Source organism: Rhodococcus sp. p52, assembly GCF_000763325.2.
GTDB classification, from domain to species: domain Bacteria; phylum Actinomycetota; class Actinomycetes; order Mycobacteriales; family Mycobacteriaceae; genus Rhodococcus; species Rhodococcus pyridinivorans.
The window spans coordinates 1,802,516-1,819,921 of record NZ_CP016819.1 but is presented as its reverse complement, the minus strand read 5'-3'; the positions used below and the strand labels follow the sequence as shown (position 1 = coordinate 1,819,921).

Genomic DNA, 17,406 nt, shown 5'->3' with positions numbered 1-17,406 from the left:
GGTATCACACCGCCGTGTTCAGGGCACGCTCGACGATGCCCGTCAGCGCGGACACGATCGAATCGCCGGTCACCACGGTGTACAGCACCGCCCCGAAAGCCGCCGCCGCAATGGTCCCGATCGCATATTCCGCCGTCGACATGCCGTCGTCCTGCACGACGAGCCCGCCGAGGCGACCACGCAGACCGTGTGCGAACGCTTCGGTCACTGTTCGTTTCCCCATCTTCCGTCCCTCCCATCCGAGCGGCGCGGACCGTCCGCGCCGACGTTCACATCAGCCCCGCACCCAGGACGTCCCGCGCCAGGCCGACGACGACCGGCACGATGCCCAGGCACACGAAGGCAGGCAGAAAGCACAGACCGAGCGGCCCGCTCACGAGTACTCCGGCCCGATCGATCTCGGCGGCGACCCGGTCCTCCGTCTCGGCGCGATGCCGGACCGCGAGTTCGGCGACGGTGTCCGACAGGGGCGCACCGGATTTCGCGGATCGTCTTGCCGCGCGGGCGAAATCGTCCAGCGCGTCGACCGCTCCCGAACCTCCCCACGCATCGGCCGGATCGGCTCCGAGCGCCAATCGGTCGGCACCTCTCCGCAACGCCGCCGCGAGGTCGGGTGGAGCGGATTCCGCGACGACCCGCGCCGCAGAACCGGCGGGCATCCCTGCGCGCAGGCACGCCGCGAAGAGATCGAAGGCAGCGGGAAACGCGTGCGGGTCGGTCTCGGGTTTAGTTGTATCCGACTCGGCAGCAAGGGTTCTCGTGGAGAGCAAGCGGGTGGTTCCACGAGGGGTCGGTGCGACGACGAGAGAGGCCGCTCCCAGCAACACCGCCCACGTCGCGCTCATGCCCTCACCCGTGCCGCGATCCGGTCCGTCCACAGCAGACCCGCACAGACCAGCGCAGTGCCGACCACGAGCATGATGCCGCCGAGCCCACCGGCGAGGAGGATACCGAGCGGAGCAGCGCCCATGAGTTGCCCGAGACCCACCCCGAGCACCGGCAGTCCCGCCAGAACCGTCGCCGTGGCCCGAGCACCGGCAAGTCCGGCCTCCGTACGGGCACGGATCCGCATACGCGCGGCCAGATCGATACGCGCGGCCCCGAGCAGTTCGGCGAGGGCGAGACCGTGGCGGTCGGAGACGGCCCACGCATCGGCGACACGACCCAGACTGTCGGCGACACCATTCGAGGATGCTGTGGCCGAACGTAGTCCGTGTGCCGCCGACCCGCCGAGTCGCGCCCGGGCCGCAGCGACCCGGAAGGCATCGGCGACGGACCCGGCCGTCTCCCGGGCCGCCGTCTCGCACGCGTCGGCGGGATGCGTCCCCACCCGCAGATCGGCGATCACGGTGTCGAGTCCCGACAGCAACATCCGTCGTTGCCGATCGAGCTCAGCAGCGCGGCGCCGGGCTCGGCGACGCCACACCGCGGTCGTCGCGACGGTCGCGCCGGCCACAGCCGGTGTGATTCCCGCCCACACCACAACCGTCGCGAGCACGACGACCATCACCCCGACGACTAGGGCGCGCGGTATCGGGCGCGGCGCCGCGTCGGGCACCCCGCGTCGCAGTCGACGGCGGGCCGAGGACGACGGCAGGACGAACAGCGCCGCCGCGAGGCACAGGATCGTCGCGTTCACGGCGCATCCCGTCGACGCAGGATCCGCTCGAGGGCGTCCATGCCGTGCTCGTCGCCCCTGTCGTGGGTCCATGCCGGTGTGACGATCACGCCTGCGACGGGGTCCCGCTCGACCACGCCGATCCCCACGAGACGTCGCGCTCCGTCGCTGCCGCGGTGGACGTGCAGGATCACCTGCACCGCGGCGACGAGCTGGCTGTGCAGCGCCGCTCGATCGAGGCCGCCGAGTGCGGCGAGAGCCTCGAGTCGCGCGGGCACCTCGTCGGGCGAATTGGCGTGCACGGTCCCTGCGCCGCCGTCGTGACCCGTGTTCAGCGCGGTCAGAAGATCGACGACCTCGGCGCCTCTCACCTCGCCGATGACGATGCGGTCCGGTCGCATCCGCAGCGCCTGCCGCACGAGATCGCGGACGGTGACCTCGCCGACGCCCTCCACGTTGGGTGCCCGTGCCACGAGGCGCACCACGTGCGGGTGGGCCGGGACCAGTTCGGCGGCGTCCTCGACACAGACGATGCGTTCGGCCGGATCCACCGCGCCGAGCAGCGCCGCGAGCATCGTCGTCTTGCCCGCACCCGTGCCGCCGACGACGAGGAAGGCCAGGCGCGCGCGGACGATGCGCAGCAGCAACCGATAGGCGACCTCGGAGACCGCACCGCGATCCCGCAGTGCTTCGAGTCCCTGGGTCGTGGGCCGCAGGACCCGCAGTGACAGGCACGTCCCGGCCTGCGCGACCGGGGAGAGCACCGCGTGCAGCCGGACACCGAACTCACCGTGCCCGGGCAACCTGCCGTCGACCCACATCTGGGCGTCGTCGAGCCGACGCCCGGCGAACAGCGCCAATCGCTGCGCGAGTCGTCTGACCGCGGCCTCATCGGGGAAGGTGACCTCGGTCAGGTGCAGCCCGTTGCCACGATCCACCCAGACGCGATCGGGCGCGGTGACGAGCACGTCGGTCACGGCCGGGTCTGCCAGCAGATCCTCGAGCGGGCCCGCACCGGTCAGTTCGGTCTGCAGATGCCGCAGTGCCGCAAGCAGATCGGAGTCTCCGAGTACTCCACCGGATTCCGCGCGCAGGGCTGCGGCGACGCGGGTCGGAGTGAGCTCCCCGGTCTCGTCGGCCAGCCGGTCGCGGACCCGCGAAAGGAGGTCGTCCCCGAGGGTCCCGGTCATGCCGCACGTCCCGGGCCGGCGCGGTCGGCCCCGACGGCCGCCAGCACGTCGTGCGCCGCACCGAGCAACGGCGAGCGTGACCGCAGCCGCAGGCCCCCGCGTTCGAGCATCTCGCTCAAGCCCGGCTCGGGACGCATCGAGGTGAGCACGTCCAGGCCCACCGCGTCGGACACGTCGACGGCTCGCAAGCCACCGGGTGCGGGCCCGCGGACGACGACTCCGGCCGGTTCACCCCGCGCCGCGAGCGTGCGGGCGACCCGGGTAGCGGAGAGCACCGCACCGATCCGGGCCGGCACGACGACGACGGTGAGGTCGGCCAGTGCGATCACCGCGTCGGCGACCGGGTCGAAGCTGCGCCCCACATCGCAGACGACGGTTGCTCCCGCTCCGCGCACCCCGTCGACGACCGACTCTGCGGCGACGGCGGTGAGCCGATCGGTGTTCTCGCGGTCGGTGGACAGGACGCCCACCCCGGATGCCCATACGGGTACGGCGTCGCGCAGGGCACGCGCCGAGACCCGTCCACCGTCGACGGTGAGACCGGACCACCGCACTCCCGGACACTCCTCGAGACCGGTCAGGACGTCGAGTCCCGCGCCGAACGGATCGGCGTCGACGAGCAGGGTGTCGCGTCGTTCGTCGTTCCCCGCGGCCCAGGCGAGTGCGGCGGCGAAGGTCGACGCGCCCGCTCCCCCGCATCCTCCGACGACCGCGAGGACGGTGCCGGCACCCGTCGAGGGCTCGTCAGCGGCCGCGACGATCGAGAGCAGTTCCACCTCCTCGGACGGGAGGGCGAGGACGTGTTCGGCGCCGACGGTCGCGGCGCCCTGCCAGTCCGCCAGGCCGGCCGTCCCGCTGCACACGAGGATCACGCCGGGGCGGCGGGGATATCCGGCCGCGCATGCCGCTGCGGCGGACGCATCGAGGACGACGATCGCCGCGTCGGTCCACGCCCTGCGGGGCACCGGCACGGACATCTCGTGCAGTGTGCGGTCGGCCGCCGCGACCACACGATGGAGGTCGGCGACCAGCGCGGGATCGTCGACCAGTCCGAGGATGTCGTTCATGCCCGACAGGCTGCCCCGCTACGGGGTCGTGAGTGTCGCGGAAACGGCCTCGGAAGCCCCGCCTGTGGATGGATCAGGGGCCTGTGGACAACCCGGCCGTGCGCACCCTCGTCGCACCTGTGCGCAGGTCGGCGGGGGTAGAAGACAGTACGGAGACGTGCGGAAAAGGCCTCGGACAAAGCGACAGCCCTCGCCAGGGGGGAGGAGGCGAGGGCCGTCTGCGTTCAGCCCCGGGGGGTCGGGCTGAACACAACCCGAGTATCGACCCGGGCATTCGCGATAGTACACCGCTAGGCGCGACTGCTTGCAACTTCAAACACCGGCGCGGCGCGCCCCTATTGTGGTGGTCGTGACCGATACGTCCGTGAATCCGTCCCGACCGGCCCCGTCGACGGGGGGCTCACCGGACTCGGCTCGCATCGCAGCGTTCTTCGATCTCGACAAGACCGTCATCGCCAAGTCGAGCGTGCTGGCGTTCACCCGGCCGTTCTTCGAGGAGGGTCTCCTCAGCCGCCGGGCCGTGCTGCAGAGCACCTACGCCCAGCTCCTCTACCTGTTGTCGGCGGCCGATCAGGCCCGGGTGGACCGGATGCGAGAACACATCGCGCACATGTGCAAAGGATGGGATGTCGAGCAGGTCGGATCGATCGTCGAGAAGACCCTGCAGGACGTCGTGACACCGCTCGTCTACGCGGAGGCGAAGGATCTGATCGCCGATCACCGGGCCCGCGGTCACGACGTGATCATCGTGTCCGCATCCGGCCAGGAAGTGGTGACTCCGATCGCCCGGACACTCGGTGCCTCCCACAGCACGGGGAGCCGGATGCGGATCGTCGACGGCCGCTACGCCGGCGAGCTCGAGTTCTACTGCTTCGGGGAGGCGAAGGCGGTCGCGATCCGCGAGCTCGCCGAGGAGTACGGTTACGATCTCTCCCGCAGCTACGCGTCCTCCGATTCGGCCACCGCCCTGCCGATGTTGCTGGAGGTCGGCAATCCGCGCGCGGTCAACCCCGACCGCCCGCTGCGCCGGGAAGCAAACGAAAACGATTGGCCTGTTCTCACTTTCGCCCGGCCCGTACCGCTCGGACGTCGTGCCCGTCCGTCGCCGCGCGCCCTGGCGAAGCTCGCCGCGACCCTCGGAGCGACCGCACTGATACTGGGTGCCACCCGCCGACTGGCCAAGCGCCGGATGCGTTGACACTCAGGGTCACTCGCCGCGAAATCGAGAACAAACATTGCCGTCGGGGGCTTGCCGACATCTCGCGGACGGGGTAGAAAGGAGTTACGGAAGGACGGAAGGCCAAGACCGAATCGGAAGAGAAGATTCGATCTCCCGACTGTTCTTCCCAGCACGGACACCGAGTACCCACGCGAAGCCGATGCCACTATAAGGGCACGAGTGTTGTGGGCCTGCGAGTTCCGGATTTTCGAAGACGAGTACCCCGCACCCGTTGCGAGGACGAATCGACGATACCCGGATCATCGCCGAGGCCGTTGAATCACAACCCATTTCAGCACGCATGGTAACTCGGACCGCCCGTGCTAGCGGGTGGCGGAATCGATCTCGATCGATATGCCACCCGCTTTCGCGTGCAGGGGGTTTCGCGTACAGGCCGCGATTCGGCCGGCGAAGCCCCGCCCGGCACTCAGCCGGCGAACGCCTCGGCGATCGAGCCGGCCTCACGAGCCCCGGCCTCGAGCGACCCACAGCAGAAGAGCACCCAGCCGCCGACGCCCTCCACGGTTCCCGCCCCGAATCCGGCGACCCCGTCGCGGTAGGCCTGCAACCGGCGCATCCAGTGGACCTCCGGTACGCCCAGATTGCGCGTATCGAGTCCGGACGCGACGCACACGAGCCGGGACGCGGCCCGCGCCACGATGCCGTCGGCGACCCCGAAGGGCTTCAGGACGGACAGTTCACCGTGCACGACCGCAGCGAGAACGGGCGCCGGGGCGTTCGTCCCCCCGGTGACGAGTTGCGCGAGCCCGTCGAGACGCTCGGCGACCCCCGGCTCCGTCCGCGGACGACCCAGCTCCTCGGCGTCCTCCACGAGATCCGCGGCAGCGAGAAGGTGCAGGCGGGCCAGTGCCTGAAGCGGGGCACGTCGCCACGTCGCGACCATGTTGTCGAGCGCGTCGCCGTCGAGCGACTGCGCGACCCGCAGCGCTCCGGCCAGGATCGGATCGCCACTCTCCCCCGGCTGCGGAAGTTCCATCGACCCGCCGTCGATCGACGCCGAGGCGCGGGCGGCCCGCACCGATGCCTCCGCGGCGGGGTTCGCCCAACCACGCCGATTGGTTCGATGACGATGCACCTCCGCGAGCGCGTCGCGGGCACGGTCGGCGGCGTCGCGTACGCCCGGAAGGTCGACGAGAGGCTGAAGAGGGTCGGTCACGCCGACGACGGTACCGGCGCGCACGCGGTGGACGGACGAGAGGTTCACCGGTCGTGCCCGAATGCCGTTCGTCGCGCGAATTCGACCGATGAGCGAAAGTGACGGGGTTGCATATCGATGCAACGGTGCGGCGCCGGTCACAGATGATTACGCTCACAAGAGCCCGAATGGAACCATCCCGGAAAGAGGCCCTGCACCATGACGAGCGCAGCCCAGGAGCACGAATCGAGGGCGTCCCCGCCGAGCCCGGAGTTCACCGCCACGGCCAACGCCGGTCCGGAACTGCAGGCCGCGGCCGACGCCGATCGGCTCGGATTCTGGGACGAACAGGCGAAACGACTCGACTGGGCGGAGCCCTGGACGGAAGTGCTCGACTGGTCGAACGCTCCGTTCGCGAAGTGGTTCGTCGGCGGCAAGCTCAACGTCGCCTACAACTGCGTCGACCGGCACGTCGAGGCCGGTAACGGCGATCGGGTCGCCATCCACTTCGAGGGCGAGCCCGGCGACAGCCGGTCGCTGACCTACAACGACCTCCTCGCCGAGGTCTCCCGCGCCGCGAACACCTTCACCGAGCTCGGCCTGGTCGCCGGCGATCGCGTCGCGATCTACATGCCGATGATCCCCGAGGCCATCGTCACCATGCTCGCGTGCGCGCGCCTCGGCCTGACCCACTCGGTGGTGTTCGGCGGCTTCTCGTCGTCGGCGCTGCGCTCGCGCATCGACGATGCGCAGGCCAAGCTGCTCGTCACCGTGGACGGGCAGTGGCGGCGCGGCCAGGCCGCGCCGCTCAAGAACGCCGCCGACGAGGCCGTCGCCGACGCAAAGTCGATCGAGCACGTGCTGGTCGTCGCGCGCACCGGCATCGACGTGGAGTGGACCGAGGGACGAGACCTGTGGTGGCACGAGACCGTCGAGAAGGCCTCCCCCGAGCACGAAGCGCAGCCGTTCGACTCCGAGCACCCGCTGTTCATCCTGTATACCTCGGGCACCACGGGTAAGCCCAAGGGCATCATCCACAGCTCGGGTGGCTACCTGACGCAGGCGTCGTACACCCACCACTACGTCTTCGACCACAAGCCGGGCAAGGACGTCTACTGGTGCACCGCCGACATCGGCTGGGTCACCGGCCACAGCTACATCGTCTACGGCCCGCTGAGCAACGGTGTCACCCAGGTCGTCTACGAGGGCACCCCCAACTCGCCGAACGAGCACCGGCACTTCGAGATCATCGAGAAGTACGGGGTGTCGATCTACTACACCGCCCCGACGCTGATCCGCACGTTCATGAAGTGGGGTCGCGAGATCCCCGACGCCCACGACCTGTCGTCGATCCGTCTGCTCGGCAGCGTCGGGGAGCCGATCAACCCGGAGGCGTGGCGCTGGTACCGCGAGGTCATCGGCGCGGATTCGGCCCCGATCGTCGACACCTGGTGGCAGACCGAGACCGGCGCGATCATGATCTCGCCGCTGCCCGGCATCACCGCCACCAAGCCCGGCTCGGCGATGGCGCCGCTGCCCGGTATCTCGGCGAAGATCGTCGACGACGAGGCCACCCCGCTCGGCGCGGGCGGTAACGGCTACCTGGTGCTCGATCAGCCGTGGCCGGCGATGCTGCGCGGCATCTGGGGCGACGAGCAGCGTTACCGCGAGACCTACTGGTCGCGCTACGCCGAGCAGGGCTGGTACTTCGCCGGCGACGGTGCGCGTTACGACGACGACGGAGCGCTGTGGGTGCTCGGCCGCGTCGACGATGTCATGAACGTCTCCGGTCACCGCATCTCCACCTCGGAGGTCGAGTCGGCGCTCGTGTCGCACCCGTCCATCGCCGAGGCCGCGGTCGTCGGCGCGGCGGACGAGACCACCGGTCAGGGCATCGTCGCGTTCGTGATCCTGCGCGAGCACGTCGAGAACACCGGCGACACGCTCATCAAGGAACTGCGCGATCACGTCGCGGTGGAGATCTCCCCGATCGCCAAGCCCCGTCAGATCACCGTTGTGCCGGAACTGCCGAAGACCCGGTCGGGCAAGATCATGCGCCGCCTGCTGCGCGACGTCGCCGAGGGCCGCGAGCTCGGCGACACCTCGACGCTCGTCGATCCGGCCGTCTTCGACGCGATCCGCGGCAAGTAGCCGAACGACGAAGGCCCCTTCCGGATCGGATCCGGAAGGGGCCTTTCGCGGTCGGTACGACTACACCTCGTCGAGCGACCGGTCGCGGGTCTCCTTGACGACGAGCAGCGCGACGAAGGTCGTCGCCGCGGCGATCAGCAGGTAGATGCCCACCCAGCCGACGCCGTAGCTCGTGGCCAGCCACGTCGCGATGAAGGGGGCCACCGCGGCACCGAGGATGCTCGACACGTTGTACGAGATTCCGGAACCCGTGTAGCGGACGTTGGTCGGGAACAGCTCGGGCAGGATCGCACTCTGCGGCCCGAAAGTCAGACCCATGAGCAGCATGCCGACGATGAGGAAGAACAGCATGCGTCCGGAGCTCATGCCGTCGCTCGACAGCAGGAACTGGAAGCACAGGCCGAACACCATGATCGCGCCCGTGACGACCAGCAGGGTCGAGCGGCGACCGTAGCGGTCGGCGAGCCACCCGGCGACGGGAACCGCCGCGGCGAAGAACAGCACCGCGACCAGCTGCAGCACGAGGAAGTCCGCGTACTGGAAACCGGCACCGTGGCCACCTTCCTCGGGGGTCTTGCCCGTTCCGAAGCTCAAAACCCAGGTGGTCATGATGTAGAAGAGCGTGTACGTCGCGAGCATGACGAAGGTGCCGATGATCAGCTCACGCCAGCTGTTCTTGAACACCTCGGCGAGAGGCGTCTTGACCTTCTTGCCCTCGGCGACGGCCTTGGCGAAGACCGGCGTCTCTTCGAGCTTGAGCCGCACGTACAGCCCGATGATCACCATGATCGCGCTGAGCAGGAACGGAATGCGCCAGCCCCATTCGAGGAAGGCGCTCGACAGGTCGGGGTCGCCGTTGTCGTGGCCGAGCGCCAGCGTGATGATCAGGAACAGGCCGTTGGCGCCGATGAAGCCGATGGGTGCGCCGAGCTGCGGCCACATCGCCGCCCAGGCGCGCTTGCCGGGTTCGGCCGTCTCGGTGGCGAGCAGCGCCGCACCCGACCACTCCCCACCGAGACCCAGGCCCTGGCAGAAGCGCATGAGCGCCAGCAACGCCGGTGCGATGAGCCCGGCCTGGTGATAGGTCGGCAGCAGGCCGATGAGGAAGGTCGCGATGCCCATCGTCAGGAGCGAGCCGACGAGCGTGACCTTGCGGCCGATGCGGTCGCCGAAGTGCCCGAAGACGACGGATCCGACCGGGCGGGCGACGAAAGCGATACCGAAGGTCGCGAGGGAGGCGAGCAGCGCGGTCGTGCTGTTGCCCTGCGGGAAGAACAGGTGCGGGAAGACCGAGACGGCGGCTGTCGCATAGATGTAGAAGTCGTAGAACTCGATGGACGTGCCGACCATGCTGGCGACGACGATGCGCCGGCGCGGAACGCCTGCGACGAGCGAGGAACCCCCGTCCTCGACTCCGACCGATGTGCTCACTGAACCATCCCCACTACTCCACTCACATTCTGAGACCAGATCCCACTTACTAGGAAAGTGAACACCCGAGTTTCCGCCCACCGCAAATCGGACACCCCTACGGACGCCCTCCGTCCGGCGTTAGACTCTTCCCCGGTGTGCCGGGAAGTCTGGTCGGCGACGGTTCGCCCGTGCCCGTATCCGCCCAGCGAAAGACGCCCGTGTCCGACACCTCCTCACCCACCTGGACCGCACCTCTGGGTCGCTTCCTCCGCACCGAGACGGTCGGCGGTTCACTGCTGCTCATCGCCGCAGCGATAGCGCTGATCTGGGTCAACTCCCCCTTCGGCGACTCCTATGTCGCTCTGCGGGACTTCGAGATCGGCCCGGAGTTCCTGCACCTGCACCTCTCGGTCGGCGACTGGGCCAAGGACGGCCTGCTCGCCGTCTTCTTCTTCGTCGCGGGCCTCGAACTCAAGCGCGAACTCGTCACAGGCGAACTCGCCGATCGCAGGAAGGCGATCCTGCCCGTGATCGCCGCATGCGGCGGCGTGATCCTTCCTGCCGTCATCGCAGCCGTCGTGGGCTGGGGTGCGCCGGGAATGGACCGGGGTTGGGCGATCCCCGTCGCGACCGACATCGCCTTCGCTCTCGGCGTGCTCGCCCTCACCGGTTCGCGCATCCCCACCAGCGCCCGGGTGTTCCTGTTGAGCCTGGCGGTCGTCGACGACCTCATCGGCATCGCGCTCATCGCTATCCTGTTCACCTCGGGACTCGCCGTCGCGTGGCTGCTCGCCACAGTGGCCGCAGCGGCGGCGTACTGGTTCGCGCAGCAGAAGCGCATCACCACGCCGTGGTTGTATGTGCCGCTCGCACTGTTCACCTGGTACGCCATGCACAACGCAGGCATCCACGCGACCGTCGCCGGGGTCCTCCTCGGCCTGCTCACCCGTGTCCGCACCGATCCCGGGGAGGACTACGCCCCCGCCGAGCGGCTGGTCCACCACATCCAACCGTGGTCCGCCGGTCTGTGCGTCCCGCTGTTCGCCCTGTTCGCATCCGGTGTACCCATCGGTGCGGAGATGCTCGGCCAGGTGTTCACCGATCCTGTCGGCCAGTCCGTCGTCCTCGGACTGCTCCTCGGCAAGACCGTCGGGATCTTCGGCGCCACCTGGATCTCGATCCGGCTCGGTCTCGCCACCCGCCCGACCGGGCTGATGTGGGGAGACGTGCTCGCGCTCGCCGTGATCGGCGGCATCGGGTTCACGGTGAGCCTGCTCATCGCCGAACTTTCGCTCGGCGACATCCACGGTGGCGAGCCCGCCGAGATCGCCAAGGCCGCCGTGCTGGTGACATCATTGATCGCCTCTGTCCTCGGGTCGGCGCTACTGTTACGGCGTGGGGGCGCCCACCGCCAACGGAACGAACCAACCGAAGGGGTCGAGTAGTGAGCGTGACGAACGCGAATCGTCCGGAGAACGGAGTCCCGTCGAGCATTTCGGGCATCCCGTTGACGAAGGTGGACGCTCCGACACCCCGCGATGCCAGTGTGGGCGAACTGGTACGCGACGCAGCGACACAGCTGTCCACACTGTTCCGCGCCGAAGTCCAGCTCGCCAAGGCCGAGGTGACCGGCGAGGTCAAGAAGGGCGTGCAGGGCAGCCTGTTCTTCATCCTCGCGCTCGCCGTGCTGACCTTCAGTTCGTTCTTCTTCTTCTTCTTTCTCGCCGAACTCCTCGATGTCTGGGTGGCGCGCTGGCTCGCCTTCCTCATCGTCTTCCTGATCATGCTGGTGGTGACGGGCCTGCTGGCCCTGATCGGCTATATGCGGGTCCGGAAGCTGCGCGCACCGAACAAGACCATCGACTCGCTCAAGCAGACCGCGTCGATCCTCCCGAGCAGCCAGGACGGACACGATGCGGACGGCCCGCGCCACGCCGCGCCGCGCCGCGTCACCCGCTGACGAACCGGAACAGCCAGTGCCCGTCCCCGACCCGTCCACGGTCCGGTATCCCGGACCGTGGACGCATCGAGACATTCACGCCAACGGCATCCGCTTCCATGCCGTCGAAGCCGGTCCGCACGACCCGGACACACCTCTCGTGGTGTTCGTGCACGGCTTCGCCGACCTGTGGTGGTCGTGGCGTCACCAGCTCACCGCCTTCGCCGATCTCGGCTACCGGGCGGTCGCGGTGGACCTGCGTGGTTACGGCGACACGGACAAGCCGCCCCGCGGATACGACGGCTGGACGCTCTCGAACGACATCGCGGGACTGATCCGCGCGCTCGGGCACACCGAGGCGGTCCTCGTGGGCCATGCCGACGGGGGCCTCGTGTGCTGGGCGACCGCGGTGATCCATCCGCATGTCGTGCGGGCCATCGCGGTCGTCGACTCCCCGCACCCCATCTCGCTGCGCGACGCGACCCTGCGCGACCGCGCGCAACGCAAGGCTCTGGTGCCGACCTTCCTCGCCTACCAGCTGCCGTGGCGTCCCGAACGGAAGCTGGTTCGCGACAAGGGCCTGGAGATCGAACGGCTGATGCGTGTGCGGTGCGGCCCGGACTGGCGACGCACCGACGAGTTCGCCGATGTCGTCGACCGGCTGCGCACCGCGATCCGCATCCCGGGCACGGCGCACCTGACCCTCGAATACCAGCGCTGGGCGTTCCGCAGCCAGTGGCGTCCCGACGGTCGCCGCTTCATGAAGGCCATGGACGTCGAGCTCCCCCTGCCGATCCTGCAGCTGCACGGCGCGCTGGATCCCTACGTGCTCGCCGCGACCCTCCGACGCTGCGTGCGGCACGCCCCCGGACGGATCCTGAAACTCGTCGACGGGGCCGGCCACTACGCCCATCAGGAGAAGCCCGAAGCGGTGACGGCACTGCTCGCCGACTTCGTCCGCGGACTCGACTGATCTGCCCGTCCGCCGGACGGGCAGACGTCAGACGATGCAGGCGCCGGTCGCAACCGGCTGATTCACCCCGGCCATCTCCAGCTGCCGGCTCACCTCTGCACCGGTGAGAACGAAACCGGTGTCGGTGTTGTCGACCGCCGCGCCGAAGACCATGCCGAGGACATCGCCGGACGGATCGACCAGCGGACCCCCCGAGTTGCCCTGCCGGATCGTGCCGCGCACCGTGTACACCTCGCGTTCGACGGTGCCGCCGCGGTAGATGTCCGGGCCCTGCAGGTCGAGCGTCTCGCGGATCCGCGCCGCGCTCGCCGTGTACGGACCGCCGCCCGGGTAGCCGAGCACGATCGCGTCGTCACCCGACTCCGCCGGCTCCGGGGCGAAATCCAGCGGCTGCGCGGTCAGTCCCGGCACCGCGAGGATCGCGACGTCCACCTCCGGATCGAAGAGCACGACGGTCGCTTCGAGCGGGCCGCTCTCCGTATCGACGGTCACCGCTGCGGTTCCGGCCACGACGTGCGCGTTCGTCATCACCCGTTCAGGGGCCACGACGAAACCGGATCCTTCCAGTGCCTTCTGGCAGCTGGGTGCGACACCGTTGATGCGCAGCACGCTCGTCTGCAGCCGGGCCGGGACCGATCCTTCGAGGAGACCGCCGTCGGGTGCCTCCACCTCGGCGATCGGGGTACGCCCGAACGGCCCGATCACCTCGGGCAGACCCGAGGTGTCGAGCAACGCCGAGAACTCGTTGGGGATCGCACGCATCCAGTCGGGGGCGACGTCGTCGACGGTCCCGAGCACCTGGGATCCCCGCACGGCTGCGGAGACGGCGGGCTGGGTCGTGGCGGTCAGCGGGATGGCGAGCAGCCACGCGGCGACGAGCACCGCGACCGATTGCAGACCGGCACCGACGACGCTGTCGACCGCCCGCGCACCCGGACTGTGGATGCCGCTGCGCGCGGCACGTCCGAGCACCATGCCGGCCACCTCGCCGATCACCACCAGCACCACGATCAGAGCGATGCCGGCGAGGATGCGCATGCGCGCATCGTCGATGTGCACGAGCACGTGCGGGGCGATGAGGATGCCCGCGACCGCACCGAGCAGCACACCCAGGAAGGCCAGCGCCGAGGCGACGGCGCCCTGCCGGAGCCCGGAGGACGCGGCGATCAGGACGATCACCACGATGATCAGATCGATCCAGCCCGATCCGGTCATGATTCGACCACCCCCGTCTCCAGTTCGGCGAGTACGACGTCGAGGTCACGGACGTCGTGGTGATCCCACTCGATCTCCCACCCCGATACCGCGAACAGACCCGCGAGCACACCCGCGGTGAAACCCCAGACCAGCATCCCGTCCACCTGGAAGGCCGGGCCCTGATAGCCCAGACGGTGCCGGACCTGGAAACGGTTGTCGGGGTCGAGCAACTCGTGCAGCGACACCCGGACCACGCGGGTCGCCTCCTTCGGATCGACCACTCCGACCGGGCTCGGGGTCTCCCAGTAGGCGACCACGGGAGTCACGTCGAAGCCGGAAGGCGGGATGAACAGTTCGGGGAGCACGGCGAGCGGCCGGATCCCGGACGGATCCAGGCCGGTCTCCTCCTCCGCTTCACGAAGTGCGGTGTGGATGGCGCCGTAGTCCTCGGGATCGGCGGCGCCTCCGGGAAAGGCCACCTGCCCGCTGTGCTGCCGCAGCGTCGCGGCGCGCTGGGTGAGCAGGACGTCGGCGTCGGCGGGAAGTCCGCCGCGGGCCATCGGATCGGCCTCCGGCGACCCGCCGAACAACACCAGCACCGAGGCCTGCCGCACCCGCGCGTCGCGCGGGGCGCGACGGTTCAGGATCGGGTTGAGACCGTGCGGGTCGGTCGGCGACACCGAGGCGACACGCCGGAGCCATTCGGGGATCATGCGGCCACCCCCAGATGCTCCTCGACGACCGAGGCGACCTCGTCGGCCGACCGGAACGGGATGGGGAGCACGGCGGCGACCGACCCGTCGGCGCGGAGCAGCACCGTCACGGGAAGGACGGCGGGCGCGCCGACCGCGGCCTGTACGCGACCCGAGCCGTCCTGCACACCCGGCAGGTGCACGTCGTAGTCGGCGAGCCTGCCGAGGGCGTTCGACTCGTTCGGGTCGGTGTGGACGGTGACGACGGTGACCTCCTCGCCCACCCGGGCGGCGTAGTCCTGGAGGACCGGCAGTTCCTCGGCGCAGGGAGCGCACCACCAGGCCCACAGGTTCACCACGGCGGGCTTTCCGGCGAGGGCGGCCGCGAGGTCGACGGAGGATCCGTCGCTCACGCACTCGAAGACCAGACCGGCGAGCGGACCGGCGGGAGCGGGCGTGGACCCGCCCGGCTGCGGGCACGGATCGAGTGCGGCGGTCTCCCGCAGCGGAGCGAGGGCCTGCGCGCCGTCCTGGGGCCGGCGGTCCACGGGTGCGGTCGAGGGTGCGGCCGGTCCCGGGCCGGTGGCCGGCGGAGGGTCGCTGCGGTCGCGCGGCCAGATGGCGACGATCAATGCGATGACGACGACGAGAGCTGCCAGGCTCCAGCGGCCTGCTGTGGAAGGACGCACTCCGTCACCGCCCGGCCAGCTCGAGCAGGTGCTCGGTCTCCGGTCCCTTCACCAGCGTGGCCGCGGTCTGCGGATCGGTGGGCCCGGTCCCGTAGGAGGGGCAGTCCTTCGCGAGGACACACACCCCGCATGCCGGCTTGCGTGCGTGGCACACGCGCCGACCGTGGAAGATCACGCGATGGGACAGCAGCGTCCATTCCTTGCGCTCGATGAGCACACCCACCGCGTGCTCGATCTTGACCGGGTCGGTCTCGTCGGTCCATTCCCAGCGACGCACGAGCCGCTGGAAGTGGGTGTCGACCGTGATACCCGGCACATCGAAGGCGTTACCGAGGATGACGTTGGCGGTCTTGCGGCCGATGCCGGGCAGCGCGACGAGATCCTTCAGCCGGGCCGGAACCTCGCCGTCGTGCCGCTCGAGCAGGGCCTGGCCGAGACCGATGAGCGAGTTGGCCTTGTTGCGGTAGAAGCCGGTCGAGCGGATGTACTCCTCGAGCTCGGCGCGGTCCGCCTCCGCGTACGCGCGGGCGTCGGGATACCGGGCGAACAGAGCGGGGGTCACCTGGTTGACCCGCACATCCGTGCACTGCGCCGACAGGATCGTGGCGACGGCGAGCTCGAGCGGATTCGTGAAGTCCAGTTCGCAGTAGACGTGCGGAAAAGCCTCGGCGAGGCGCCGGTTCATCCGTCGCGCGCGACGGACGAGGGCCAGTCGCGACTCCGGTTCGCGAGCCTTTCCGTTCACTCGGCGCGGGGCCGTCTCGGGGCTCTCGGACTGGGAGGCATGCACCTGATCCACTCTACGTAAACACTCTCCCCAGGATCCGGCCCCGTGTCTCTTCCGAGACCTTGCGGGTGTTTACTTCCGGGTATGCAAGCTCTTGCTGTCGTCCTCTTCCCGGTGCTGCTCATGTTGTTCGCACTGTCCATGGAACGTGTCGAAGCGCGCTTGAGCCGGTTGTCCGTCCGTGAGCAGGAAGTGGAAGAGTTCCTCGACAAAGCGGACCAGGCCGATGTCGCGGCACTCGCTCGTGAAGGTTTCCCCGGGGCTTTGGCCCGCTTCCAGCGTCGCCGCCGCCGCGGACCGAGCACCGACGGAGCGGACGATTCGGACGGTCATCTGCGCGCGCGCCGCGCCAGCTGAACGACTACTTGCCGGTAGCCTCGAGGTACCGATGATCGGGTTCGTCGATCGTTTCCGTGGTATCGGTCACTCACTCGTGCAGCGCGCACGATAGACTGGGCGCTCGTACGCCTGACAGGTGACCTGCCCAGGAAGTCCGTCGACGTGCAGACCCGGCAGTAGATGACGAATCATTCCCAAAAGGAGCGCACGTGGACGAGGTCCTGGCCAGAGCAGGCATCTTCCAAGGAGTCGAGCCCTCGGCGGTTGCGGCGCTGATCAAAGAGCTTCAGCCTGTAGATTTCCCGCGCGGCCATGTCATCTTCAACGAGGGTGAGCCCGGCGACCGGCTGTACATCATCGTTTCCGGCAAGGTGAAGCTCGGACGTCGTTCGCCCGACGGTCGCGAGAACCTCCTGACGATCATGGGCCCGTCCGACATGTTCGGCGAGCTGTCGATCTTCGACCCGGGTCCGCGCACCTCCACCGCCACCACCGTCACCGAGGTGCGAGCCGTGAGCATGGACCGCGATGCGCTCAAGGCGTGGATCGACCAGCGCCCCGAGATCGCCGAGCAGCTCCTCCGCGTGCTGGCCCGTCGTCTGCGTCGCACCAACAACAGCCTCGCCGACCTGATCTTCACCGACGTCCCCGGTCGTGTCGCCAAGGCACTGCTCCAGCTCGCCCAGCGTTTCGGCACCCAGGAGGCCGGCGCCCTGCGTGTCACGCACGACCTGACGCAGGAAGAGATCGCGCAGCTCGTCGGCGCGTCCCGCGAGACCGTGAACAAGGCCCTCGCCGACTTCGCGCACCGCGGCTGGCTGCGTCTCGAGGGCAAGAGCGTGCTGATCTCCGACTCGGAGCGTCTGGCGCGTCGCGCTCGCTGACCCACGGACATACGAAAGGCCGGGACGCTCGCCGCGTCCCGGCCTTTCGTATGTGCGTATCCCAGCCGTAGCTGCTTCGACCCAGCCGTAGC

18 protein-coding genes are annotated in these 17,406 nt (G+C 69.2%); 7 read left to right on the top strand and 11 right to left on the bottom strand.

Going from position 1 to position 17,406, the window contains the following annotated elements; translation table 11 throughout:
* Positions 1-4: 4 nt before the first annotated feature.
* The 5 genes from IM25_RS27580 to ssd are packed head-to-tail and all read right to left on the bottom strand — an operon-like array spanning position 5 to position 3,875.
* The gene (locus IM25_RS27580) at positions 5-223 is read right to left on the bottom strand and encodes a DUF4244 domain-containing protein (RefSeq protein WP_050993523.1); all 219 of its coding nucleotides are present in this window, start codon (positions 221-223) and stop codon (positions 5-7) included.
* A gap of 46 nt (positions 224-269) precedes the next feature.
* Positions 270-845, bottom strand: coding sequence for a type II secretion system F family protein (locus tag IM25_RS08395; RefSeq protein WP_033097954.1), 576 nt, complete (start codon positions 843-845; stop codon positions 270-272).
* Positions 842-1,639 carry a type II secretion system F family protein gene (locus IM25_RS08390; RefSeq protein WP_033097903.1) on the bottom strand — a complete coding sequence of 266 codons (798 nt, stop codon included), beginning with the start codon at positions 1,637-1,639 and terminating at the stop codon, positions 842-844. The genes IM25_RS08395 and IM25_RS08390 overlap by 4 nt, the downstream gene beginning before the upstream one ends.
* Entirely contained in the window at positions 1,636-2,808 is a 1,173-nt protein-coding gene (locus IM25_RS08385) for a TadA family conjugal transfer-associated ATPase (protein WP_019290219.1), read from the bottom strand. The genes IM25_RS08390 and IM25_RS08385 overlap by 4 nt, the downstream gene beginning before the upstream one ends.
* The gene (gene ssd / locus IM25_RS08380; protein WP_065995949.1) at positions 2,805-3,875 is read right to left on the bottom strand and encodes a septum site-determining protein Ssd; all 1,071 of its coding nucleotides are present in this window, start codon (positions 3,873-3,875) and stop codon (positions 2,805-2,807) included. Before ssd ends, IM25_RS08385 begins: the two co-directional genes overlap by 4 nt.
* 343 nt (positions 3,876-4,218) lie before the next feature.
* On the opposite strand from ssd, the gene IM25_RS08375 reads away from it, so the two are divergent.
* Positions 4,219-5,073, top strand: coding sequence for an HAD family hydrolase (locus tag IM25_RS08375; RefSeq protein ID WP_442971914.1), 855 nt, complete (start codon positions 4,219-4,221; stop codon positions 5,071-5,073).
* 448 nt (positions 5,074-5,521) lie between these two features.
* On the opposite strand, the gene IM25_RS08370 is transcribed toward IM25_RS08375, so the two are convergent.
* Positions 5,522-6,271, bottom strand: a complete 750-nt coding sequence (locus IM25_RS08370; RefSeq protein ID WP_065996503.1) for an oxidoreductase — start codon at positions 6,269-6,271, stop codon at positions 5,522-5,524.
* 198 nt (positions 6,272-6,469) lie between these two features.
* Here IM25_RS08370 and acs point away from each other — a divergent pair, with 198 nt between their 5' ends.
* Positions 6,470-8,401 carry an acetate--CoA ligase gene (gene acs / locus IM25_RS08365; RefSeq protein ID WP_065995948.1) on the top strand — a complete coding sequence of 644 codons (1,932 nt, stop codon included), beginning with the start codon at positions 6,470-6,472 and terminating at the stop codon, positions 8,399-8,401.
* Between the two features lie 60 nt (positions 8,402-8,461).
* On the opposite strand, the gene IM25_RS08360 is transcribed toward acs, so the two are convergent.
* Positions 8,462-9,832 (bottom strand): MFS transporter, encoded by a 1,371-nt coding sequence (locus IM25_RS08360; RefSeq protein WP_006552417.1) that lies wholly within the window; start codon positions 9,830-9,832, stop codon positions 8,462-8,464.
* 200 nt (positions 9,833-10,032) lie between these two features.
* Here IM25_RS08360 and nhaA point away from each other — a divergent pair, with 200 nt between their 5' ends.
* Genes nhaA through IM25_RS08345 form a run of 3 tightly spaced genes read left to right on the top strand, consistent with a single transcriptional unit; the run spans position 10,033 to position 12,726 of the window.
* Positions 10,033-11,259 carry a Na+/H+ antiporter NhaA gene (nhaA, locus tag IM25_RS08355; RefSeq protein ID WP_065996502.1) on the top strand — a complete coding sequence of 409 codons (1,227 nt, stop codon included), beginning with the start codon at positions 10,033-10,035 and terminating at the stop codon, positions 11,257-11,259.
* Entirely contained in the window at positions 11,259-11,774 is a 516-nt protein-coding gene (locus tag IM25_RS08350; RefSeq protein WP_006552419.1) for a phage holin family protein, read from the top strand. The genes nhaA and IM25_RS08350 overlap by 1 nt, the downstream gene beginning before the upstream one ends.
* Before the next feature lie 16 nt (positions 11,775-11,790).
* The gene (locus tag IM25_RS08345) at positions 11,791-12,726 is read left to right on the top strand and encodes an alpha/beta fold hydrolase (RefSeq protein ID WP_065996501.1); all 936 of its coding nucleotides are present in this window, start codon (positions 11,791-11,793) and stop codon (positions 12,724-12,726) included.
* A 27-nt stretch (positions 12,727-12,753) separates the two neighbouring features.
* Here IM25_RS08345 and IM25_RS08340 read toward each other — a convergent pair whose 3' ends face one another.
* The 4 genes from IM25_RS08340 to nth are packed head-to-tail and all read right to left on the bottom strand — an operon-like array spanning position 12,754 to position 16,103.
* A complete protein-coding gene (locus tag IM25_RS08340; protein WP_033097904.1) occupies positions 12,754-13,941 on the bottom strand; it encodes a MarP family serine protease in 1,188 nt (395 codons plus the stop codon).
* Positions 13,938-14,636, bottom strand: a complete 699-nt coding sequence (locus IM25_RS08335) for an NUDIX hydrolase (protein ID WP_006552422.1) — start codon at positions 14,634-14,636, stop codon at positions 13,938-13,940. Before IM25_RS08335 ends, IM25_RS08340 begins: the two co-directional genes overlap by 4 nt.
* Positions 14,633-15,304, bottom strand: coding sequence for a TlpA family protein disulfide reductase (locus tag IM25_RS08330; protein WP_006552423.1), 672 nt, complete (start codon positions 15,302-15,304; stop codon positions 14,633-14,635). Before IM25_RS08330 ends, IM25_RS08335 begins: the two co-directional genes overlap by 4 nt.
* Positions 15,305-15,308: 4 nt before the next feature.
* Entirely contained in the window at positions 15,309-16,103 is a 795-nt protein-coding gene (nth, locus tag IM25_RS08325; protein WP_033097905.1) for an endonuclease III, read from the bottom strand.
* 72 nt (positions 16,104-16,175) lie between these two features.
* Here nth and IM25_RS26405 point away from each other — a divergent pair, with 72 nt between their 5' ends.
* Together IM25_RS26405 and IM25_RS08315 are read left to right on the top strand one after the other, a co-directional pair.
* Positions 16,176-16,448: a hypothetical protein gene (locus IM25_RS26405; protein ID WP_033097906.1), complete on the top strand. Its 273-nt coding sequence runs from the start codon at positions 16,176-16,178 to the stop codon at positions 16,446-16,448.
* Between the two features lie 191 nt (positions 16,449-16,639).
* Complete coding sequence (locus IM25_RS08315; protein ID WP_006552426.1) at positions 16,640-17,314, top strand: Crp/Fnr family transcriptional regulator; 675 nt, start codon at positions 16,640-16,642, stop codon at positions 17,312-17,314.
* The last annotated feature ends 92 nt before the right edge of the window (positions 17,315-17,406 follow it).